General features: G+C 63.6%; 20 protein-coding genes and 1 pseudogene. 19 read left to right on the top strand and 2 right to left on the bottom strand.

Translation table 11 applies throughout. The annotated features are described in order from the left end of the window. Positions 1-280: 280 nt before the first annotated feature. From K225_RS0119315 to K225_RS0119295, 5 genes and pseudogenes are all read left to right on the top strand, one after another. Positions 281-1,108 (top strand): DUF932 domain-containing protein, encoded by an 828-nt coding sequence (locus K225_RS0119315; RefSeq protein ID WP_026437845.1) that lies wholly within the window; start codon positions 281-283, stop codon positions 1,106-1,108. A gap of 68 nt (positions 1,109-1,176) precedes the next feature. After that, positions 1,177-3,234 (top strand): annotated as a pseudogene (locus K225_RS21370) (ParB N-terminal domain-containing protein). Positions 3,235-3,297: 63 nt separating this feature from the next. Next, positions 3,298-3,507 carry a hypothetical protein gene (locus tag K225_RS0119305; protein WP_026437844.1) on the top strand — a complete coding sequence of 70 codons (210 nt, stop codon included), beginning with the start codon at positions 3,298-3,300 and terminating at the stop codon, positions 3,505-3,507. A 191-nt stretch (positions 3,508-3,698) separates the two neighbouring features. After that, a complete protein-coding gene (locus K225_RS21365; RefSeq protein ID WP_034713551.1) occupies positions 3,699-4,526 on the top strand; it encodes a hypothetical protein in 828 nt (275 codons plus the stop codon). A gap of 807 nt (positions 4,527-5,333) precedes the next feature. Further along, positions 5,334-5,648: a DUF736 domain-containing protein gene (locus K225_RS0119295; RefSeq protein WP_019726278.1), complete on the top strand. Its 315-nt coding sequence runs from the start codon at positions 5,334-5,336 to the stop codon at positions 5,646-5,648. A gap of 356 nt (positions 5,649-6,004) precedes the next feature. On the opposite strand, the gene K225_RS0119290 is transcribed toward K225_RS0119295, so the two are convergent. Next, complete coding sequence (locus K225_RS0119290) at positions 6,005-6,301, bottom strand: helix-turn-helix domain-containing protein (RefSeq protein ID WP_026437842.1); 297 nt, start codon at positions 6,299-6,301, stop codon at positions 6,005-6,007. Positions 6,302-6,524: 223 nt separating this feature from the next. Here K225_RS0119290 and K225_RS0119285 point away from each other — a divergent pair, with 223 nt between their 5' ends. From K225_RS0119285 to K225_RS0119245, 9 genes are all read left to right on the top strand, one after another. After that, a complete protein-coding gene (locus K225_RS0119285) occupies positions 6,525-6,872 on the top strand; it encodes a DUF2958 domain-containing protein (RefSeq protein WP_026437841.1) in 348 nt (115 codons plus the stop codon). Positions 6,873-7,213: 341 nt separating this feature from the next. Next, positions 7,214-7,981, top strand: a complete 768-nt coding sequence (locus K225_RS0119280) for a DUF2285 domain-containing protein (protein WP_026437840.1) — start codon at positions 7,214-7,216, stop codon at positions 7,979-7,981. A gap of 83 nt (positions 7,982-8,064) precedes the next feature. Further along, the gene (locus K225_RS0119275) at positions 8,065-8,358 is read left to right on the top strand and encodes an AlpA family transcriptional regulator (protein WP_026437839.1); all 294 of its coding nucleotides are present in this window, start codon (positions 8,065-8,067) and stop codon (positions 8,356-8,358) included. 26 nt (positions 8,359-8,384) lie between these two features. Then, entirely contained in the window at positions 8,385-9,251 is an 867-nt protein-coding gene (locus K225_RS0119270) for a replication initiator protein A (RefSeq protein WP_026437838.1), read from the top strand. A 253-nt stretch (positions 9,252-9,504) separates the two neighbouring features. Next, positions 9,505-10,143, top strand: a complete 639-nt coding sequence (parA, locus tag K225_RS0119265) for a ParA family partition ATPase (RefSeq protein WP_026437837.1) — start codon at positions 9,505-9,507, stop codon at positions 10,141-10,143. Then, the gene (locus K225_RS0119260; RefSeq protein WP_026437836.1) at positions 10,140-10,424 is read left to right on the top strand and encodes a hypothetical protein; all 285 of its coding nucleotides are present in this window, start codon (positions 10,140-10,142) and stop codon (positions 10,422-10,424) included. The genes parA and K225_RS0119260 overlap by 4 nt, the downstream gene beginning before the upstream one ends. After that, positions 10,421-10,978: a DUF2840 domain-containing protein gene (locus K225_RS0119255; RefSeq protein ID WP_026437835.1), complete on the top strand. Its 558-nt coding sequence runs from the start codon at positions 10,421-10,423 to the stop codon at positions 10,976-10,978. Before K225_RS0119260 ends, K225_RS0119255 begins: the two co-directional genes overlap by 4 nt. Next, a complete protein-coding gene (locus K225_RS0119250; RefSeq protein WP_026437834.1) occupies positions 10,975-11,574 on the top strand; it encodes a S26 family signal peptidase in 600 nt (199 codons plus the stop codon). The genes K225_RS0119255 and K225_RS0119250 overlap by 4 nt, the downstream gene beginning before the upstream one ends. 472 nt (positions 11,575-12,046) lie before the next feature. After that, a complete protein-coding gene (locus tag K225_RS0119245; protein WP_026437833.1) occupies positions 12,047-14,038 on the top strand; it encodes a relaxase/mobilization nuclease and DUF3363 domain-containing protein in 1,992 nt (663 codons plus the stop codon). Positions 14,039-14,070: 32 nt separating this feature from the next. On the opposite strand, the gene K225_RS0119240 is transcribed toward K225_RS0119245, so the two are convergent. Further along, positions 14,071-14,970 (bottom strand): LysR family transcriptional regulator, encoded by a 900-nt coding sequence (locus K225_RS0119240; RefSeq protein ID WP_026437832.1) that lies wholly within the window; start codon positions 14,968-14,970, stop codon positions 14,071-14,073. A 298-nt stretch (positions 14,971-15,268) separates the two neighbouring features. On the opposite strand from K225_RS0119240, the gene K225_RS0119235 reads away from it, so the two are divergent. From K225_RS0119235 to argE, 5 genes are all read left to right on the top strand, one after another. Continuing rightward, the gene (locus tag K225_RS0119235; protein WP_026437831.1) at positions 15,269-16,909 is read left to right on the top strand and encodes a GMC family oxidoreductase; all 1,641 of its coding nucleotides are present in this window, start codon (positions 15,269-15,271) and stop codon (positions 16,907-16,909) included. A gap of 31 nt (positions 16,910-16,940) precedes the next feature. After that, complete coding sequence (locus K225_RS0119230) at positions 16,941-18,380, top strand: aldehyde dehydrogenase family protein (RefSeq protein ID WP_026437830.1); 1,440 nt, start codon at positions 16,941-16,943, stop codon at positions 18,378-18,380. A 16-nt stretch (positions 18,381-18,396) separates the two neighbouring features. Continuing rightward, positions 18,397-19,689 carry a methylaspartate ammonia-lyase gene (locus K225_RS21360; RefSeq protein WP_051249103.1) on the top strand — a complete coding sequence of 431 codons (1,293 nt, stop codon included), beginning with the start codon at positions 18,397-18,399 and terminating at the stop codon, positions 19,687-19,689. A 42-nt stretch (positions 19,690-19,731) separates the two neighbouring features. Beyond that, entirely contained in the window at positions 19,732-21,087 is a 1,356-nt protein-coding gene (locus K225_RS21355) for an MFS transporter (protein WP_238323290.1), read from the top strand. Positions 21,088-21,193: 106 nt separating this feature from the next. Continuing rightward, positions 21,194-22,348 carry an acetylornithine deacetylase gene (argE, locus tag K225_RS22025; RefSeq protein ID WP_081679754.1) on the top strand — a complete coding sequence of 385 codons (1,155 nt, stop codon included), beginning with the start codon at positions 21,194-21,196 and terminating at the stop codon, positions 22,346-22,348. Positions 22,349-22,557: the final 209 nt, after the last annotated feature.

Here is a 22,557-nt window from a genome sequence, read left to right as displayed (position 1 = left end):
CTTGTCCGCGACTGTAGCCCGCTCCCGTGTGCCATCAAGGCGCGCAGGGCCGTGTCCTCGGCTGCGCCTGCGGGCCGCACCAACCCTGCGCTTGCTTCCTTGACGGCCCCCGTCCGCGCGCTCCTGACCGTCGCGGGCGATGAACTCAGGAAAGACGGTGGCAACAGGGCCAACCGGGTTCCTCGTGCCGACCGCACCGAACAGCCGGAAGGCTGGGCTCCGAATCTAGGAATCCGGTGTGCGGTGTGAACAGCAAACCTTCTTTGTCAGGAGAAAGACCATGCAACTCGCATCCCGCTTCGCTTCCCATTCCCCGGCACTGCGCAGCGACTACCCGCTGTCCGATGACCAGATTCGCAGGGTGGCCCCGTCCATCTTCGCGGACGCGCCGCATGAGAGCCGTTCCGAGCGGTACAGCTACATCCCCACCGCCGCCGTGCTGACCGAGCTTCGCAAGGAGGGGTTTCAGCCCTTCATGGTGTGCCAGACCCGCGTGCGCAACGAAGGCAAGCGCGAGCACACGAAACACATGCTGCGCCTGCGCCATGCCAGCCAGATCAACGGCGCGGAGGCCAATGAAATCGTGCTGCTGAATTCGCACGATGGCACCAGCAGCTATCAGATGCTGGCCGGAATGTTCCGGTTCGTGTGCAGCAATGGCCTTGTGTGCGGCGACACCGTGGCCGATGTGCGCGTGCCTCACAAGGGCGACGTGGCGGGCCAAGTCATCGAAGGCGCCTTCGAGGTGTTGAGCGGCTTCGAGCGCGTGAAGGAATCCCGCGACCTGATGCGCGGCATCACCTTGGACGATGGCGAATCGGAAGTGTTCGCCCGCGCCGCGCTGGCCCTCAAGTACGACGACCCGGACAAGCCCGCGCCTGTCACCGAGTCGCAAATCCTGATGCCGCGCCGGTTCGATGACCGCCGCCCCGACCTGTGGAGCGTGTTCAACCGCACGCAGGAAAACCTGACCAAGGGTGGCCTGTCCGGGCGCAGCGTCAACGGACGCCGCCAGCACACCCGCCCCGTGCAGGGCATTGATTCCGATGTGCGCCTGAACCGCGCCTTGTGGCTGCTGGCCGATGGCCTGCGCCAGCTCAAAGCCTGACCCGTCCCCCCCCCGCCGGAGGGGCGGTTTCCCCTCCATTCCTTGTTTCACTCGATTGGAGAACCACCATGAACGCCATCACTCAAGCCGAAGCCCGCGCCGTCAACACCGCCGCCGCTGTTCCGCTGGAAGCCGCCGACCCGACCAAGAACCTGATTCTGGTTCCGCTGTCGCGGCTGGTGCTGCGCCCCACGGGCCGCAACGTGCGCAAGACCGTCCCGCGCATGTCGATCCCCGAACTGGCCGCGAGCATCCAGCGCGTGGGCCTGCTGCAAAACCTGATCGTGATCGCATCCGCCGATGGCGAGCATTACGAGGTGGTCGCCGGTGGCCGTCGCCTCGCAGCCCTCAAGCTGCTGGCGAAGAAGCACCGCATCGCCAAGGATTGGGACGTGCCTTGCCTGCAAGTGGCCGATGGCACGGCCCGCACCGCCAGCCTGACAGAGAACGTGCAGCGCGAGGCCATGCACCCGGCAGACCAGTTTGAAGCCTTCGCGGCACTGGTGGCCGAAGGCCGACCGATTGAGGACATTGCGGCGGACTTCTCCGTCACGCCGCTGGTAGTGCAACGCCGCTTGAAGCTGGCGAACGTCTCCGCGCGCCTGATGGACGACTACCGCGCCGACGCTGTGAGCCTTGACCAGTTGATGGCCCTTGCCATCACCGACGACCACGCCGCGCAGGAAGCTGCGTTCTACGATGCCCCGCAGTGGCAGCGCCAGCCGTCCGCGCTGCGCGAACGCCTGACCGAGCGCGAAATCGACGCCTACCGGCATCCGCTGGTGCGCTTTGTCGGGCTGGACACCTACGAGGCCGCAGGCGGCGGCGTGCGCCGTGACCTGTTCGCGGAAGGCGACGCGGGCGTGTACCTCAACGACGCCGCGCTGCTGGAACGGCTGGCGCAAGACAAGCTGGCTGACATCGCCGCCACCATCCGCGCCGAGGGCTGGGCCTGGGTGGATGCCACGCCGGGCGTGACCCATGCCGACCTGCACGCTTTCCAGCGCGCCCCGAGGGAGCGGCGCACGCCGAACAAGCGCGAGGCGCAGCGCATCGAGCGGCTGCAAGCCAAGATGCAAGTCATCGGAGAGGCGGTGGATTCGGCGATGGAGGCCGACGACGAGGACAAGGCCGAAGCCCTGCAGACGGAAGGCGAGCAGTTGGGAGAACAGTTGCAGGCGCAGGAAGATGGCTTGCAGGGCTACAGCCCGAACACGAAGGCCGCAGCCGGTGCCATCGTCACCATCGACCGCAACGGCGAGGCCGTCGTTCATCGCGGGCTGCTGCGCGAGGCCAAGGCGCTGCGCACGCTGGAACGCCTGCGCTAAGGTTTCGGCGGCGAGGATGCCGAGGGCGACGAAGGCGAGGACGGGGACGACGACAGGCAGCCCAAGACCGCTGCCATGTCCGACCGGCTGGCGCAACGGTTGAGCGCCCACCGCACGGCAGCGCTGCAAATCGAAGTCGCCCGGCATCCGCAAGTGGCGCTGGCCGCGCTGGTACATGGCATGGTGCAGACCGTCTTGCAGAGCAGCCATTACGGCCACGATCTACCGCTGAGCGTTCGCCTGACGGTGCAAGACCGGCTGGAAGGCATGGCCCCGGACTGGCCGGAATCGCCCGCCGCCTTGGCGCTGCACGAACTGCAACAGGTGGCCGGTGAAGCCTTGCCGCAGGACAGCGCCAAACTGTTCGCCGTGCTGCTGGCAAAGCCGCAAGACGAACTGGTCAATCTGCTGGCCGTGTGTGTGGCTTCCACGGTGGACGTGGTGACGCCTCGCGCCACGCCGCACCAACCCGGCGCGGAACTGGCGCAGGCCGTGGGCCTCGACATGGCTGCATGGTGGCAGCCGACCGCAGAAGGCTACTTCAAGCACGTTCCCAAGGCGGCAGTCCTGCAAGCCGTTGGCGAGTACGCGCCCGAGCAGGTTTCCCGGCTGGCAAAGTTGAAGAAGGCCGACATTGCCAGCGAAGCCGAACGGCTGGCGAACGGTGCCGGGTGGATGCCCGCCATCTTCAAGGCCGAAACGCCGCAAGCCACGCAGGCGGAACCGCAGGAGCAGGACGACGCCCCGGAAGATGCCGAGGCAATGGCGGATGAACTCGCCGTGGCGCTGGCCGCTTGACTTGCGCCGACAGCAAGCGCCCCGGCATCGACCGGGGCGCTTCGCTTGAAGGAGGAACGCCCCATGACCCGCACCACCACCAGCCGCCCACGCATGGCGGCGATCTACGCCCCCGGCACGGTACGCGCCCGCCGCTGGCACGGCGATGGCGACGTGCGCGGCTACCGCCCGCCCTCGGGCTGGTCAGCCCGCGCCGACCTGACCGACATTCACCCCATCACGGGCCACGCCTTGCCGCGTGCCGTGTGGTGGCTCATCGAGACGAAGGAATAACCCGATCAGCACCGCGCCCAGGCCGTTCCGCCCTGGGCGCGGTGAAAAGCAAAATCCGGGCGCGGCAGTGGCCGCGCCAGGTGTTGAAGCCCTGCAGCCGAAACACCAGGCCGCCGCCTTCGCTGGGGCTCAGGCGGCGGCGTTGAAGGTAATCTTGCCAGCGAATCTCTCACAGACAGCACAATGCCGGTATGCCCACAGAACAGCCAATTTCCATCGACGTTATCCGCGATGCTCTTGAACGCTCGGGATATTTGATGAAATCTCGCGTTGTACGCGCGCTCGCGGAGGAAAATTTCTTTGTCGAGCCCAATGTCACGCATAAAGTCCCTCACGGGACATCGCGAGGAATTGACCTCACGGCGGAAGTCGCTGGTGGACTGAATCACCGTGGTGTTTGCGTGAAGACAACCTTCGTGATTCAAGCTCTCAACAATGCCTATCCCATTGTTCTTTTGACGGAACGGCCATCAACGCCCAACGCGGACTTCGAGAGTTACATCAAATTCGGCACAAGCCCGAATCCGTGTCCCTTCCATGATCAAGTGCACATCTACGACGAGCGCGCGGCAAACTGGCACAACCTGTTCGCAGAGATTTGTGCGCTGGACAAACCGCACGGACAGGATGAATTCACCGCGCGTCAATCAGATGAAATTTACTCGTCACTTCTCAACGCTAGCCGGTACACGGAAGATGAGTTGAGTTCGTTCAACGAGTGGGTTGCAGAGGAAACTGGAAGGTATTGGCGCTTGTTCTTCTGGCACCCCATTCTGGTTGTAAGCGGCCAACTCTTGACGGCAAAAGTGATGGAGGGCGGAGCGGTGCAATTGCACGAAGTGCCGCTCGCCAGACTGGAGTTCAATTGGCACGATGGTGAAGACCGGAAAACGACCGTCGTGGAGGTTGTTCGGGAGGATTTCCTACTGGAACGCCTTGATTCGATACGTGTGCAGGATGACGCCATAGAGGCACGCATTCACGCAATCAAGTTGGAGCGAGAGCCTGAATCTGACTGACCAGCAGGAGAAGTTCCAGCGAGCACTCCAGACGTGTCGGCGCGATGCGCCGCCGGGCTTTCGGGCTGCGCCCCGTGCCACCTTTGCCGTCACGGCCATTCGGCTTCAATCCCTCACGCCTTCGCACCTGCGGCGCTGCGCTTGCCTCCGGGGGAAAGCCCTACGGGCTATCCCCGCCGCGCACAGCTTGGCACCCCTCGATACCGCCGAACCGGCTGCGCCGGATCGGCACGGTCAGCGCCCCGCCGCGATGGACGGCGCGCTGGCGAACACGCTGGCGCTTGCTGCGGCAGGTTGTGCAAATGCGTACCGTCCTCAACGCTGGCGGTTCGTACCCATCACGTCACGAAGGACGGTTCACGGACAACCCGCCCGGCATCGCTATGGAGCTTCCACGCCACGCCGCAAGACCAGCGCCGCAAGGTGCGGCGGGGACGTTCTCGCTTGTCATTGGATGGTTGACCTAGCCTGCGTCAGTGGACGAGCCGGAGCAGCCTTCATGCGGGGATGCCGAGCCGGCCCGATCTCCTTGCGGTGCGGTTCGGCCCAAGGCGTCCTTGTGTTGTTGTGAATCCTGGCGGTGGCGCGGCTGCGCCTCGGGCTTCATGGCTGCAACCGTCCAACGAAAACAATTTCCCCTGCTTTGTCACTGCGTTCGGCGCATTCCTCGCGGGACAAATTCTTTTCGCCTCCCGGCTCTCCACTGCGTTGCGACCGCAAGCGGTGCAGCCAGCCCGTCCCCCGCCGGCCGGATCACAACAAGGACGCGATGGGCGCGAACCTTGTTCCACCAAAAGGAGTTTCATCATGGCCAACATCGGCACCTTCACCGCAGACAAAGACGGCTTCACCGGCACGCTTCGCACCCTGACGCTCAACGTCAAGGTCAAGCTGGTGCCCAACGACAAGGGCGACAACGAGAAGGCCCCTGACTTCCGCCTGCAGGCCGCCAGCCACGACATCGGCGCGGCGTGGAAGAAGACCAGCGAGGCCGGGCGGGAGTACATCTCCGTGACCCTCGACGATCCTTCGTTCCCGGCCACGGTCTACGCCCGCCTGATCGAAGGCGAGGATGGCACGCACGACCTGATCTGGTCGCGCAGCAAGCCCCAGGCGGCGTGACCGCCGCCCGCAGCGCCCCGCCACACGGCGGGGCGCTGCGCTGTTCGTTCGTCCCGAACGCAGCAGCCGCAGGCAGTGCCCCATATCGGGCTGCGTTTCCCTGTCTGGATATGGCGTCTACGGTTGCAGTCAGGACATGGCGTGTCGGTGCGATGCACCGCCGGGCTTTACGGGCTACGCCCCGTGCCGTCTTTGCCGTCACGGCCATCCGGCTCCAATCCCTCACGCCTTCACGCTTGCGGCGCTGCGCGCTTCGCTTGCCTCCGGGGAAAGCCCTGCAGGCTATCCCCGCCGCGCACAGCTTGGCGCCCCTCGATACCGCCGAACCGGCGGCGCCGGATCGACCCGGCCAGCGCCTACGGCTGCTGGGCCGCCGCTGCGAGCTGGCTTTCGGCCTCGCTCATCAGCACGGCGGTGCTGCATTCGAGCGCGCCGGCGATCTTGAAGATGATCGCCAGCGTGGGCATGTGCTCGCCACGCTCGACCTTGCCCATGTGCGAGCGCTCGATGCCAGCCAGGTGCGCCAGCGATTCCTGCGCTATGCCGCGTTCCGTCCGCAGCGCGCGCACCGCCGCGCCGAAGGCTTGCGCCAACTCGGCATCGTAGGTGGTGGCGCCGGCCGGTCGGCCGCGCTGAATGGATCGCTTCTGCATAGACAGAAGCGTCAAGTCGCAGCACAATTAAAACCACGTTATCTTTAACTCTTTCATTGAAGCCTTACTGTTTTGTGTTTTTACGGAAATCCGCATCTGTGCCTCTGCGGATTTCCACAAAAGCGCAAAGCCACGGAATCACAATCGTGCTTTTTCCCAAATCCGCCGATGCGGCTTTGCGTTTTCACGCTTGGGCGGATTTGTGAATTGGGAATAGACCGCCATGAAGCCACTCATCACCGAGGACGAGCGCCAGCGCCTGCTGGCCCACGGCCAAGCCCGTGCTGACGGTCAGGCCGGCGACCCGCTGCCCGTGGTGCGCCTGTTTACCCCGGACGCACACCTCACTTGGCTGATCGCTTCGCTTGACCCGGCCGACGGCGATACGGCCTACGGCCTGATCGACCTGGGCCTGGGGATGCCCGAGCTGGGCACCGTGAAGCTGTCCGATCTGGCATCCATCGTCGGGCCGCGCCAGCAGCCGGTCATGCGCGACCGTTATTTCCAGGCAGTGCGGCCCTTGTCGGAATACCTGCGGCTGATGCAGGAGAACGGCGGCATCGTCGATTAAGCCGTTCGTGTTCTGGCGCAGCCGAGCATATTGAGACTATTTCCGTCGCAATTCGGATTTATCCGGTCTCAATTCGCACTCTTGCACCGAAACAGGGCATTTGAGACGAAAACGGCCACGATCTTTGGCGCGGGTTACGGCACCTTGATTTCTGCCGCGTGACGTTTTTGGACTGCGCGGCCGTCGTATTCGGACGCATTGCGCAATACCCCGGAGCCAATCGGTCTTGACACTTGATGTTACAGCTTAAACAGGTTCGGATGATGTTTTGATGTGGACGCGGTAGCTCCGTTCTTGAACGCCCGTGACGACGTTCCTGCTGTTCGACGGGAGCTTGCGTCATGGTCAATCCCCACCATATCGCGCACTGGTATCCGACCGCCGCGTACCTCTACATCCTGTGCCTGGACACGCTCGCACTGGCCTGGGAATACCTGCGCCGCCACCCTGACTACCGGCTCGACTGGCTGCGCCACCAGCGGCGACCTCAAGCGGCGCTTCGCTGGGGCTTGCGTCTGCTGGAAGACCCGGCCCTGGATGCGCGCGACGCGCATCCGGCCTGGCTACCCGGCCACGATGCCGTGGTGCAACTCCATCCCGATGCCGATCCGCCGCCCGATGCAGCGGCTTTCGAGTTCTGGCACATCCCCGGTCACAAACAACTGCTGCATGACGGCAAAGGGCTGGCGCTGATCGCGCACAGCCCTGGCCATTGCGCGCGCTTCGCGCTGGCGCCCGGCCTGGAGGACGGCATGGCGGTCGCCTATGCCAATCGCGGAAGTGGCGGCGGCGTTGCTGCGCCCGCGCCTGCGCGCAGCGCGACGCAGGCCATCGCCAGGCCCCGGCCCACACCGGCCGCGATGCTGGAGCTGCACACCCTGCAAGCGCTCGACGCGACACTGGCGGGCGCGTCCTTGCGCGACGTGGCCGAAGGACTGTTCGGCGCCGACGCCGTGGCGGCCGACTGGCACGCCGACGGCGACTTGCGCGCCCGCGTGCGCCGCCTGGTGCGCCGGGGCAATGCGTTGATGCGCAGCGGCTATCGCCGGCTAGCACAACTGCCGCCGCTTGAGAAGGGACGTTTTGATGGGGACGCAAAACGTCCCTGAGCAGCGGAGCTTCGTTTTCTGAGACTGCCTCCATCCGGTTGCGCTGTGTGGCCGGAGCTTCACAACCGATGGAGGTTCACACCATGCGTCCTGCTCCCTTGCGGCCCTCTGCAACAGTTTCGGCCACTGTCCCGACCGCTGCCGCGCAGCCGCAGCGTTACCTCACCAACGACGAAGCCGCCGAGTACCTGCGCCTGTCGCCGCGCACGCTGGAGAAACAGCGCGTGATTGGCGGCGGCCCGCGCTTTCGCAAGTTCGGCCGGCGCGTCATGTACGCCGTGGCCGACCTCGATGCCTGGGCCGCCGACCGCAGCTTCGAGACGACTTCCGATCCCGAGTACGCCGAGCACCATGCGGCGGACAGCCGTGCGCGCTGATCGCTGGCACGCGCCAGGCTACCGCCATGTCCAGCCCCGCGCTGCCGTCCCGGCAGCGGCCTTCGCAAGAACGCGAACAGCTCGACCTGTTCCGCGCCTTGCCGGGCGACATGGCGCCGCGCGACAGCCAGGACTTGATGGCCTTTCCGTTCTTCTCACTGGCGAAGTCGCGGCGCACGGCGCCGATCGATTTCCAGGCCAGCGGCGTGACGATCCGCGTAGAGGGTACAGCCGAGCACGGCATCGCCACGATCTGGGATGCAGACGTGCTGATCTGGGCCGCCTCGCAGATCGTGGAAGCGCGCGATGCGGGCTTGCGCCCGTCGCGGCTGATGCAGGCCACGCCCTACGAGATCCTGCGCTTCATCGGGCGCGGTACGTCGCTGCGCGACTACCAGCGCCTCAAGGCGGCCCTGGATCGCCTGCAATCGACCACGGTGGCTACGTCCATCCGCGAGACGACCGGGCGGCGCCTGCATCGGTTTTCGTGGATCAACGAGTGGAAGGAGCTGGCCGATGCCAAGGGCACTCCGCTGGGCATCGAGCTGATCCTGCCGGACTGGTTCTATGCGGGCGTGATGGATGCGGCGCTGGCGCTGACCATCGACCCGGCGTATTTCTGCCTGACCGGGGGCATCGAGCGCTGGCTGTACCGCCTGGTGCGCAAGCACGGCGGGCGGCAGGCCCACGGCTGGCAGTTCGATTTCCGGCATCTGTGGCGCAAGTCGGGCAGCGCCACGCGGTTTTCGGACTTCGCCTACGACCTGCGTGCGCTCGTCGCGCGGCAGTCGCTGCCGGGCTACGTGCTGGGCATCGAGCGGATACCGGGCGATGGGGCCGAGCTGCTGACCTTCCGGCCCGTGCGTCCCGTGCCGTCCACGGCACGGGGATAAACGGTGCGTGGCCTGTGGACGGGCTCGTGCTATCAGGAGTACGGGGACTCGTGCTATCGGGAGTATGGCTATCGTGCTATCAGGAGTACGGATCGGCTGCCAAGCCAATGCTGGCGCGGGTTTCGGCCTGCCTTAACTTCCCTAACTTAAATGCTCTAACTTTTAGTAGAAGCGCCGCGCCACAGTGGACAACCGCCGCGCAGGCAGAAACGCAGCAGCAACAGCCGGGCTTTCCAACGCGGAGGGCCAGGTCATGATCGTCGCGCTGCTCAACCAGAAAGGCGGCGTGGGCAAGACCACGCTCGCCACCCACATCGCCGGCGAGCTGGCGATGCGCGGCCAGCATGTCGTGCTGCTGGATGCCGACCCGCAGGGCTCTGCGCTGGACTGGACGCAGCGCAGAAGCCAGCAAGGCTTGCCACGGCTGTTCAACGCCGTGGGCCTCGCTCGCGAAACCCTGCACCAGGAAGCGCCAGAACTCGCCAGGCGGGCCGATCACGTCGTCATCGACGGGCCACCCAGGATCGCAGCGCTGGCGCGCTCTGCGCTCTTGGCGGCCGAGCGGGTGCTGATCCCGGTGCAGCCCAGCCCCTACGACCTGTGGGCCTGCGCCGAGATGGTGGCGCTGATCCGCGAGGCGCAGGTGTTCCGGCCTGCGCTGCGCGCTGCCTTCGTCATCAACCGGCGCGTCAGCACCACCGTGATCGGGCGCGAAGCACGCGGTGCGCTGGCCGACCAGCCACTTCCTGCGCTGCGCGCGGAAGTGCATCAGCGCATCGTATTCGCCGACAGCGTGGCCGCTGGCCGGCTTGCACGCGAGACGGCGCCGGACAGCGCCGCCGCGCGAGAGATCACCGCACTGGTGGACGAACTGCTGCGGTGGACGCCATGACCGAGAAGCCGCCAGCCAGCAACAAACGCACGGCCAAGCGCGTCGGCATCGGCGTGCGTCCGCCCGCAAATCCGCACGCCGAGGCGTGGATTCGCCAGGGCAGCGCCGACGACCTCCAGAAAGGCGATGTCTACACGGCGCGCCTGACCCTCGACATCACGCCCGCCATGCGCTCGCGCATCAAGGTCTCGGCCTTCACGCAGGGCGTGACGGTGGCCGACCTGCTGCGCGGCCTGCTGGAGCGGGAGTTTCCTGAGCAACGCAGGGAGAACACACCATGACCGCATCCACTTCGTCGGCCTGCGAGCCTGCCGCTGACGCGGCCACGGCTGCGCCACAGCCTTCCTTCATCGCGCCTTCAGGCCAGCCCACCAGCACGCCGCTGACGCGCGTGGCGCTGGCCTACATCGAGGCCCGCTTCAAGCTCTACCTGCGCTTTGGCGAACCCGCGCGCACGCACCAGCTCGACCGCTGGCGGCGCAGCACGGTGTTCCTGCCAGGCGCGCTGTTCTGCCGCATCCGCTGGCAAGCCAACGACTACGGCACCGTGCGCTGGCAGCTCATGGTGATGCAAGCCAGCACGTCGCTGGACGACGCGCAGCGCATCCCCGGCGTGCAGCCAGGCGCGCGCCTGCTGCTGCACGCCGAGGGCGAGGGGCAAGTGCGTGCTGTGCTGGAGCGCATCGACGCCATTGACGCGCTGGGCATCGCACCGGCCGGTGCCTCGCCCGCGTACTGGCGCACGCTCGCCAACCGGCTCGCCGCGCGCCTGCCGCTGCCCGAATACACCGCCGAGCGGCACGCCGCTCGGCTGACCGGGAGGGCACTGCCATGACGGCCGTTTCCACCACTGGCACCACGCCGCGTCCTCGCTCGCACGCTCGCTCACGCTTGAGTGCTCGCATCGTGCTCGCAGGCTTCGCCGCCTGCGGCCTCGGTGCGCTGGCCTGGGCATCCTTCGTGCATCCGCTGCCACGCCTGACCTACAACCCGTCAGACAGCGTGGCGGTCGGCTGGTATCGCGTCGATCCGCTCGATCCGCGCACCGGCTCGCTGCCACCGTCATTGCACGTTGGCAGCATCGTCCTGACCCGCTTGCCGGCAGACGCCGCCGCGCTCGCCGCGCAGCGCGGCTACCTGCCGACGCGTGTGCCGTTGCTTAAGCGCGTGGGTGCCGTCGCGCCGCAGGAGGTGTGCATCTCGGGCGGCAGTGTCCGCATCGACGGCGTGCCTTCGGCCGCCGTGCTGCCCGCCGACCGGTTGGGCCGTCCGCTGCTGTCCTGGCCGCAGTGCCGGCAGCTTCGGCCGGGCGAGCTGTTCCTCCTCAGCGTCACCAATCCGGCGTCGTTCGACAGCCGGTATTTCGGGCCGATCGGCGCATCCGCCGTGATTGGCGTTGCGCACCCGGTCTGGCTGGAGAAACGCCCGTGATGGCCGCCGACTCGCTGCACGTCGCCGTGCATCGTGTCGTGCCATCGGGCGTGTCGTTCCGTTGGCAGACATTGCAGTGCTGGCCATGTCGTCGCGCTTGCAGTGCGGGTGCCAATCCTGCGCATTGGGCACCGCACTTCGCGCTGCCTTCGGCGCAGCCGTCCAACGTGCAGGCGTCTTGCCTCGAACGCACTGGGCCGATGGCCCTGGCCGCGTTCGCCGGGGCGCTGGCTGCCAGCAGCACAGCGCTATCGGGCCGCCGCTGCCGGGAGCGCGAGCGGGAGGCGAAGGCGGAAGGCAAGACAAAAGGGCGCGGCACCCGGCCGCCCGCAAAGCCAGTCTGCACGTGGGGTCGGCGCGGCACGGCGCGGCTTCGCCGCCGTGCCGCATGGGGCGCGAAGCACGCGCCGATGTTGGCATGTCCGCGTGCTTCGCACGACGGGACGCGCTGAAGCTTTACGGGAGGACAGCCATGAGCGACCGCAGCGACGACGATTTCCGCATCCGCCCCAGCGCCCCGAAGAACCGGGGCCAGAGCTTTGTCTCCAAGGTGCTGAAGCAGGCGGGCAAGGCCAGCAGCGGCAAGTCCTCAGTGCGCCGTCCAGGGGTGGCTGGTAGCGCCGGCAAGGGCACCGGCCAGCGCCCCGGCTCACGCTTGGGGCGCGGCCACACGGCGGCGCGCTTCGCGGGTGCGAAGCTGACGCCCCTGTCGCGGCGCGTGACCATCAAGACGCTGCTGGTCAACCAGCGTCAGGCCAGCCCGCAGTCGCTCGCCAAACACCTGCGCTACATCGAGCGCGATGGCGTGGGCCGCGACGGCGAGCCGGGCCAAGCCTACGGGCCGCAGACCGATACCGCCGACCTCGACGCCTTCAAGGAACGCTGCGCCGACGACAGGCACCATTTCCGCTTCATCCTCTCGCCCGAGGATGGCGCGGAGCTGGAAGACCTGCGCACCTATACGCGGCACCTCATGGGACGCATGGAGGCCGACCTGGGCACGGGCCTCGATTGGGTGGCCGTCAACCACTGGAACACCGACAACCCGCACACGCACATCGTCGTGCGCGGGCGCGACGACACCGGCAAAGACCTCATCATCGCGGGCGACTACATCGCCGATGGCTTCCGCCACCGGGCCGCCGAGCTGGCAACCGAATGGCTGGGGCCGCGCACCGACCTGGAGATTCAGCAGACCTTGCGGCGCGAGGTTGAGCAGGAGCGGTGGACGAGCCTGGATCGCACGCTCAAGCGCGAGGCCGGCGACGACTACCTGGTGCATGTCGAACGGCTCAACGAACCACGGCTGCAACGCCAGCGCCTGCTGCTGATCGGCCGCCTGCAACGCTTGCAGCGCCTGGGCCTGGCCGACGAAACGCAGCCGGGCACCTGGGCCGTCCATGCCGACGCGGAAAAGACCCTGCGCGCCCTGGGCGAGCGCGGCGACATCATCCGCACCCTACAGCGAGCCATGCGTGGCGAGCCGCGCGAGCTGGCGGTGTTCGAGCCGGGAGAGGAGGGGAGAGGCATCCTCGGGCGCGTGGCCGCGAAAGGGCTGGCCGATGAACTGCGCGACCGGGGCTATCTGGTCATCGACGGCGTGGACGGCAAGGCCCACTACGTCGCACTCAGCGCCCGCGACGAGCTGGCGAACTATCCCACCGGGGCCGTGGTGGAGGTGAAGGGATCGGCTGACGTGCGCGCCGCGGACAGGAACATCGCCGCGCTGGCGAGCGGTGGCCTGTACCGCACCGACCACCATCTCGCCATCGCGCAGGGACAGGCCGTGCCTGGCCGTGATTCGCAGGAAGTCGTGGCCGCCCACGTCCGACGCTTGGAAGCCCTGCGCCGGGCCGGCATTGTGGAGCGTGTCGCCGAGGGTCTATGGAAGGTGCCGGGCGACCTGCCCGAGCAGGGCCGCCGCTACGACGCCCAGCGCCTGGGCGGCGTGGTCGTGGAGCTGAAATCGCACCTGCCCATTGAGCGGCAGGCGCGCGTGATCGGCGCCACCTGGCTGGATCAGCAGTTGATCGGCGGCGGCTCGGGCCTGGGTGACTTGGGCTTTGGTGCGGAGGCCAAGCAGGCGATGCAGCAGCGCGCCGACTTCCTGGCCGAACAGGGGCTGGCCGAGCGGCGCGGGCAGCGCGTGATCCTCGCCCGCAACCTGCTCGGCACGCTGCTTAATCGGGAACTGGCCCAGGCCGCGAAGGACATTTCCGCCGACACCGGCCTGGAGCATCGCCCGGTGGCCGATGGTCAGCGCGTGGCGGGCATTTACCGGCGCTCCGTCATGCTTGCCAGCGGGCGCTACGCGATGCTCGATGACGGCATGGGCTTCAGCTTGGTGCCGTGGAAGCCGGTCATTGAGCCGCGGCTGGGACAGCAGATGGCTGCGACGGTGCGTGCTGGCGGCGCGTCTTGGGAGATTGAGCGGGCGCGTGGACCATCTGTGGGTTGTGCCTGAACAGTGCCTGCTTCCTCCTGTCGCGCCTCGATTTACCCGCGATTTCCACCCTCTTGTTTCGACCACGAAGCGACGGATTCGACAATGTGCTTATGCATGGCCTTTGCCGCCGGCGCTAGCCCCTCATAACTCAAGGATGCCAACACGATGGCCCGGCTTTCCGCTGGATAGAACGGGAAGACCTGGACCGAACTCCGATAGTTGAGTAAGGCGAGTTGTGGCACGACACTGATGCCCAGGCCGCTCTCGACGATGGCGATGATGGCGGCGTCGTCGATCGCCCGCGCGCTTGATTTAATGGCGATCTTGTGGGTCGTCATCAACTGCTGGGTTTCCTTGCCATAGCCCTCTCCTTGGAGCACCACGTTGTGCTCTGCCAACTCCGCGGCCGTCATATAGGCCTTGTTTTTCGGCTCGAAGCTGGGCGGCGCTATGCAGACCAGTGGGTCGGCGTACAGCGGCGTTACATCCAACCCAGGTGCGGCAGGCAAGGTGACGAAACCCAGGTCAACCCGGCTCTTGATGATCCATTCAATGACATCGTCATACCCGCCTTGCTCGATGACCACTTGGATGTTCGGATAGAGGTCGGAAAACGAACGGATGATCTTCGGCATCCAGGCCACGCTTACGCTGCTAAATGCGCCGATGCGCACCGTTCCAGCCTCCAGGCCGAGCAGCTTAGACGCTTGCTGCTCCAGTTTTTCGTTGCTTTGCAGCACCTCTCTGACGGTGGGCAACAACGCTTCGCCTCCCGAGGTCAGGCGAACGCCGCTGCGGTTTCTCACGAAGAGCGCGAAGCCCAGTTCCTGCTCGAAGGAGGCCAAGGCATGGCTCACCGCCGACGGAGACAAGTTCAGTTGGTGCGCAGCGGCTGCAAAGCTGCCGCGCTCTGCAATGGCGACGAAAACCTCGTATGCACTGAGAGACATGGCTGAATTTTAGATGAATTCTATGCATCTATTGTTCTATAAACACCAATCATCTCATGATGCACGGTATCCCTGCAATGCACGTCGAGTACATCACATGGACTCGTTGATCCTTTCCTGAATTAGTTATAAGCCTGTCTCTGCGTAATCTAGGGTTTCTATCTAGTTTTTTTAATACATGCATCTATTGCATCTATTGAAGAAAATAAATCGCTTTTCTGATTCTATCTGGCTTCCTACCATTTCATCGCATGCGCAGTGATGTCGGCGCGACAGAAACCCTGGCGAAAGAGATGAAATGACCACAAATACGGAAAGTGCGAAGACCTATGACTATGTGATCGTAGGCGCTGGCTCAGCGGGATCCATCTTGGCGGCCCGGCTGTCCGAAAACCCCAATGTGACGGTGTGCGTCCTGGAGGCGGGGCCCAGCGATCTGCGGCCTTATGTCCGCGTGCCGGCCGGCTTCGTCAAGACCCTGACCCAACCCCAGATCACCTGGCAGTTCAAGACCGAGCCTTCGGAGGGAAGCGGCGGGCGAAAAATCTCCACTACCCAGGGACGGGTGCTCGGTGGATCAAGTTCCATCAACGGCATGATGATCGTCCGGGGCCAGCCGGGTGACTTCGATCACTGGGCATCGCTCGGCAACCAGGGGTGGGGCTACCAAGACGTGCTGCCCTACTTCTCCCGCTCGGAGCGTTACACCGGCCGCAGCAGCGACGGCATCCGGGGGCGCTCGGGCGAGATCCCGGTGACGCCGATGGACTGGTTCCATCCCATCTCCGAAACCTTCATCGAAGCGGCGGTCGCTGCGGGTCACAAGCGCAACCCCGACTACAACTCAGGCGACCAGGAGGGTGTGGGCTACTTCCAGCGCACCATCGAGAACGGTCTGCGTGTCAGCGCCGCAGTGGGCTTCCTGGCTCCGGCCCTCAAGCGCGGCAACGTGGAACTGCTGTCCAGCGTGCGGGCACAGCGCATCCTGTTCGAGGGTAAGCGTGCAGTGGGCGTGGAATTCATCCGCAGCCAAGGCGGCGAGGAAACCATCGTCAAGGCGCGCCGCGAGGTGATCGTGTCCGCAGGCACAGCCAACACGGCGCGGCTGTTGCAGATTTCGGGCGTTGGCCCCGGCAGCCTGCTGGCCAAGCTGGGAGTCAAGGTCGTTCATGAACTGCCGGGCGTTGGCGAGAACCTGAGTGACCACTATTCGGCGCGCCTGGTCATGCGCGCCAAGCCGGGTGTCACCACCCTGAACGAAATGGCTCGTGGCCCGCGGCTGCTCTGGCAGATCATGCGCTGGGTGGCGAAGAAGCCGGGTGTGCTGACGCTGACACCTTCCCAAGCGCACTTGTTCTGCAAGTCGAATCCGGGGGTAGAGACGCCGGACCTTCAATGCGTGTTCGTTCCGGGCAGCTACAAGGAAGGCAAGCACTACGTGCTCGACGACTATCCGGGCGTGACTGGCGGGTGGTGGCAGCACCGGCCTCTGAGCCGTGGCTATGTGCGTGCACGCTCGACCAACGTTTTCGAGGACCCGGCGATCCAGCCGAACTATCTGGCCCACAGCCTGGACCAGGAGGTCATGGTCGCAGGCATGAAGATCATTCGCGGCCTGCTGCACTCGCCGACCCTGGCGAAGTACCTGGTGGAGGAAACGGTGCCGGGCACCCAGGTCAGCACCGACGAGCAGTTGCTCGACTTCTGCAAGCACAACGGCTCGACCGGCTACCACCTCGTGGGCACGGCCCGCATGGGGCCGAAGTCCGATCCGATGTCAGTCGTGGACGACTCGCTGCGCGTCCATGGACTGGAAAACCTGCGGGTGATCGACGCCTCGGTCATGCCGACGATCACCTCGGGAAACACCTATGCGGCCACGCTGATGATCGCCGAGAAGGGCGCAGATCTCGTTCGTGGCAAGCGCAGCTTTGGCTGATTCATCAACCCTCTGTTCCTAGGAGACGGCCATGGCCGAACAGAATATCGACGCGCACCTCTTCATCAATGGGCAATGGCAGGAAGGTCAAGCCGGTTCCCAGCCCAACATCGACCCGGCCACTGGCGAGGAAGTCGGCATCGTGACGCGGGCTGATCCCAGCCAGGTACAGGCAGCGCTGGATGCGGCAAGCAAGGCATTCCCCGCGTGGAGTGCGCTCACCGGCCAGGCACGCGGCGCAATCCTGAAGAAGGCTTCGGCCCTGCTGGCTGAACGCATCGAGGAGATCGCCAATGGCCTGATCCTGGAGTCCGGCAAGACACAGGCCGACGCGGTTGGCGAGCTTCGCCGCACAATCGAGACGCTGGCCTGGAACGGTGAAGAAGCGAGCCGTATCAGCGGCAAAGCGCATCAGGGCATCGTTGCCGGCAGCACGCGCCTGTCGCTACCGACGCCCTTGGGTGTTGCAGTAGCCATCACTTCCTGGAACTTCCCGGCCGTGCTGGTCGGGCGCAAGCTGGGCGCTGCACTTGCCGCCGGCTGCACCGTGATCCTGAAGGCGTCCGAATTCACGCCCTACACCGCGAGCACCATTGTGCAAGCCCTCGCCGATGCCGGATTGCCCGAAGGCGTCGTCAACCTGATCTTCGGCGACTCGCGTGCGATCAGCAAGCAACTGTTGGCATCGCCGGTGGTGAAGGTCGTGTCCTTCACCGGCTCTACGAACGTGGGCAAGGAATTGGCAGCACTGGCCGCACCGAACCTGATCCGTTGCGTCTTCGAGCTGGGCGGCCACGCCCCGGTCGTCGTGTGGAGCGATGCCGATATCGACAAGGTGGTACAGGTGACCGCGCCTGCGAAGTTCGGCTCGGCGGGGCAATCGTGTGTCGCGCCGACGCGCTACCTGGCGCATGCCTCGGTTCACGACGCACTGGTCAAGGCCTTGGTGACGCGGGCCGAAGCCTACAAGCTCGGGCATGGCCAGGACGACGGCACCACGCTGGGCGCCATCGCGCATGGCGGTCGAGTTTCGACGTTCCTGCACTTGGTCGAAGATGCCGTTTCCAAGGGCGCGGCGGTTGAAACGGGCGGCAAGCGAGTGGAGCGCCCCGGCTTCTTTGTCGAGCCGACCGTGCTGTCGTCGGTTCCCAAGAATGCGGAAATCCTGGTCGAAGAGCCGTTCAGCCCCATCGCCACCGTTCAGTCCGTCAACACGGTCGACGAGGCTGTGGAGCTGGCGAACGCAACGCCGTATTCGTTCGCGGCCTACGTCTTCACCGACTCGCTGCGCGTGCGCGACGAAATGGTGCGCCGCTTGAACGCCTCGAACATCGGCATCAACCAGACCGCCCCCTCGCTGCCCGACGTGGCCCTTGGTGGCCTGGGTAACAGCGGCTACGGCTACGAAGGCGGCACCGAGGGCGTGCTGGCCTACATGCAACTGCGCCTAGTCAGCCAGACCGCCATCTAACCCTCAAGGAACTGCAATGAGTCAAGCGATCAAGATCGTCAAAGTTCTCGCCGCCCCTGGGGTCGGTTCGTTCTTCTTCGATGACCAGGCGGCCATCAAGGCCGGGGCCGTCCGCGATGGCGCTGCCTACCAGGGAAAGGTCATTACGCCAGGCTATGAAGTCATTCGCGAGCCCTCCGAGTCTGTCTCGGTCATGCTGGTGCTCAGTGATGGCTATGTGGCCATCGGCGACTGCGCCAGCGTGCAGTATTCCGGCGTGGGCGGGCGCGAGCCGCGCTTCCATGCCAAGCTGTTGGCGCAGCAGATCGAACAGGACCTTGCACCCCGCCTGCTGGGGCTGGATGTCAGCCACTTTCGGAACGCGGCGGTGCAGGCCGAGGCCTGGATCTCCGAGTCAATCGAGGCCAAGCGCGCCGCAGCTTACGGCGTATCCCAGGCCCTGCTGAATGCCGCCGCTCACGTGGCCGGCCATCACGTCATGGCACGGGTCATCAAGGATGAGTGGGAGCTGTCTGGCCCGCTGGCGGCGGTCCCGATCTACGCGCAATCTGGCGACGATCGGTACACCAACGTCGACAAGATGATCTTGAAGAGTGTGCCGATCCTGCCGCATGGCCTGATCAACACCGTGGAACTGGTCGGCCCCGATGGCGCCGAGCTGGAGCGCTATGTGCACTGGATCGTCGCCCGCATCGAACAGCTCAAGACGCAGCGCGACTACTGCCCGCGCATCCATCTGGACGTCTACGGTATGGTCGGCGCTTCGGTGCAAGGTTCGCCAGAGCGCACGGCCGACATCCTCCAGCGCCTGGAAGCCGCGGCGGGCCCACACCCGCTGACCATCGAGCATCCGCTGGACGCCGGTAGCCGGGATGCACAGATCGAGGCGCTGGCGCACCTGCGCCAGATCCTCAAGACGCGCGGCAGCCAAGTGAAGATCGTTGCCGACGAATGGGCCAACACCGCCGAGGACATCCACCTGTTCGCCGTCAATCAGTCCGTGGACTTGATCCAGGTAAAGACGCCGGATCTGGGTTCCATCCACAACACCATCGATGCCGTCCTCGATTGCCATCACAACGGCGTGGGCCCGGTGCTGGGCGGCACCTGTGCGGAAACGGACCAGTCGGCCCGCACGACCACCCATATCGGCATCGCTACCCAGGTCGCCCAGATGCTGGCCAAGCCCGGCATGGGCTTCGACGAGGGCTACACCATCGTGCTGAACGAGATGAACCGCGCGTTGCGCATCGACGGGTATCTCAGTCAGCTCTCTATGCAAGCACCGCGGGGAATGGGACCGACTTAGACCGCCTTTTATTTACAGCTAATGAAACCAACGGAGAGAGACATGACCGCCACCATGCGTTCACACAATGAGAGAAGCAATTCCATGAAAAGCTCAAGAAAGAAATCTGCGCCGCGCTGGTTGCAAATAACCGCCGCTATTGTAGGTAATGCGCTCGAATGGTATGACTTCGCGGTTTTTGCCACCATGGCCGTCTTCATTTCCAAGGTATTCTTCCCTACAGCTGGGGAATACGTAGGGCTGCTCCTGACATTGGCTACTTTTGGCGTAGGTTTTGTCACAAGGCCGCTGGGTGGTATTGCCCTTGGAATTTATGCTGATCGTCGAGGTAGAAAATCGGCTTTACAGCTGATTATTGCCTTAATGGGATTGTCCTTGATGATAATGGTGCTTACGCCATCATACAACTCCATTGGTATTGCGGCACCACTATTGATCGTCTTGGCTCGACTCATACAAGGGCTCGCCACAGGTGGGGAGTTTGCATCCGCTACTGCCTATCTGGTAGAGGCTGCCCCGGTAGAGCGGCGAGGTTTTTATGGCTCTTGGCAAATGGTCGGTCAAGGCTTGTCAATACTTGGTGGTGCGGCCACTGGATTCGCATTGACATCCATTTTCACAGAGCAGGAGCTTCTTGACGGCATGTGGAGAATTCCTTTTGTGATTGGCTTGATCATTGTTCCTTTGGGCTGGTGGATTCGCCGTCATCTTGAGGAACCGGAGGAGTCCTTGGAGGCGCGGGCAACCGGTAAAAAGGTAAAGCTGGCGAGCACCCTTGCCAAGTATCCAAGAGCGCTTGTGGCAAGTTTGTGCCTGACGACTGGTGCGACTGCATCGGTATACGTGTTCTTTTATTACATGCCGACGTTTCTCGCTCGTCAATTCCATTTTGCACTGCACGACGCGTTCCAGGCTCAGGTGATTGGAATCATTGCAATGATCATCAGCATACCAATCTCCGGGATGTTGTCTGATAGGTATGGCCGCAAGGTTGTGATGCTCGTATTTTTGCTGCCGTATGCCATCCTCATCTATCCGCTGTTTTCCTGGGTGCAGACAGCCCCGACGCTTGCCAATCTGATTGTTGTATACGCCGCACTCAGTTTTCTACTCGGCGGCTATTTCGGGCCGTTATCGACGGCGATGGGCGAGCAATTTCCAGCCGCTGTGCGTTCTTCTGGCTTGGCCATTTGCTACAACCTGGCGGTAATGGTTTTTGGTGGATTTGCCCAATTTATCGTCACTTGGCTAATCCATTCAACCGGCGTGACGCTGGCACCCGTTCTTTATTCATTGGCTGGTGGTGCGGTTGGGGTAATCGGATGTTTTCTTATCCTTTCGCCGAAAGAACTCAAATTGAATAAGGCGTTGTCGATTGAAAGAGCGCTGGCTAACTAGATCAAACCGGCGCGGCTTGTCTGCGCCACAAGCTCACTTGTAGAATTCGTGTGGAGCGTGCGAAGAGCACGCCAATCATCAATAATTGGAGACTGTTATGGGCAGGTTGAATACGCGCAGCTGGCTGGAAAAACTGGTGTCTTTTGATACTACGAGCCGTAACTCCAATCTCGCGATGATCGAAACGATCCGCGATGCGCTGATGGCACAGGGACTCAAGCCCGAGTTGATTTATTCGCCAGACGGTAACAAAGCCAATTTGTTTGCGACGCTTCCCGCACATGATGGAACTATGCAAGGTGGAATTATCCTTTCGGGGCATAGCGACGTGGTGCCGGTAGATGGGCAAAATTGGAGCTCGGATCCATTTGTGCTTACTGAAAGGGGGGGCAAGCTCTACGGGCGTGGAACTGCGGATATGAAGGGATTTATCGCGGCATCGCTGACCCTGGTACCAGAATTCTTAGCGTTGAAACGCAAGAAACCCCTGCACTTGGCATTTTCATACGATGAGGAGCTTGGTTGCATTGGGGCCCCATTCATGCTCGCAGCACTCAAGCAGCGAGGCGTTCATGCCGATGGCTGTGTGATTGGCGAGCCTACTGGGATGCGAGTGATTGTGGCGCACAAGGGAATTAATTTTTACCATTGTCGCGTGCATGGAAAGGCCGCTCACTCTTCGCTCACTCCGCATGGTTGCAATTCCATCGAATATGCCGCGCGCCTGATTTGCCGTATACGGGATTTGGCCGATCAATTCAAGGCCGATGGTCCATATGACAAATTTTACGACGTTCCCTTTACTACCATGACCACTAATAAAATTTCAGGTGGTATTGCGGCGAACACCATCCCCGAGTTGTGCGAATTTGTGTACGAGTTTCGCAATTTGCCCGGAATGTCTCCGGATGGAATCCATGCCAAAATTGAATCCTATATTCATGATGAATTGTTGCCAAAAATGCGCCAAGACTATGCAGATGCTCGCATAGAGATTGAAGCTGGGGCGGCAGGTCCTGCGTTGGAAGCTTCTGAGCAAGAGATCATTACCAAACTGGTTCGAGCACTCACCAACGACAGCGCAATTGCCAAGGTTTCCTACGGAACAGAAGGCGGGCAATTTCAAAATGCTGGATTTCCAGCAGTGGTTTGCGGCCCAGGTTCTATTGAGCAAGCTCATAAGCCAGATGAGTTCATTGAAACTTCGCAATTGGACGCTTGTGAGGAATTTCTACGCAAATTGGCTGGATCGCTTCAGTGAGCGTGGTCGATTTAACCCCCTCCTTGTTTACAGGGGTATGAATCTGGGAGTTTTCGCTGAACCTCAGTCGAGGTTTAAAAAAGCTGCAAGGCAGGCCTGTCGTGACGACGATTCATTCGCTTTGATTTTAAAAAATCTTGAGGAGATGACGCCATGAGCGTTATTGTGAGCGGCTCGCGTCGAGCCACGCAGGCGCCAACCGGTCACGA

The sequence above is a fragment of the Acidovorax sp. JHL-9 genome, assembly GCF_000426205.1.
GTDB classification, from domain to species: domain Bacteria; phylum Pseudomonadota; class Gammaproteobacteria; order Burkholderiales; family Burkholderiaceae_C; genus Acidovorax; species Acidovorax soli.
The sequence above is the reverse complement of the archived record's forward strand: the minus strand, read 5'-3'. Positions and strand labels throughout refer to the sequence as shown.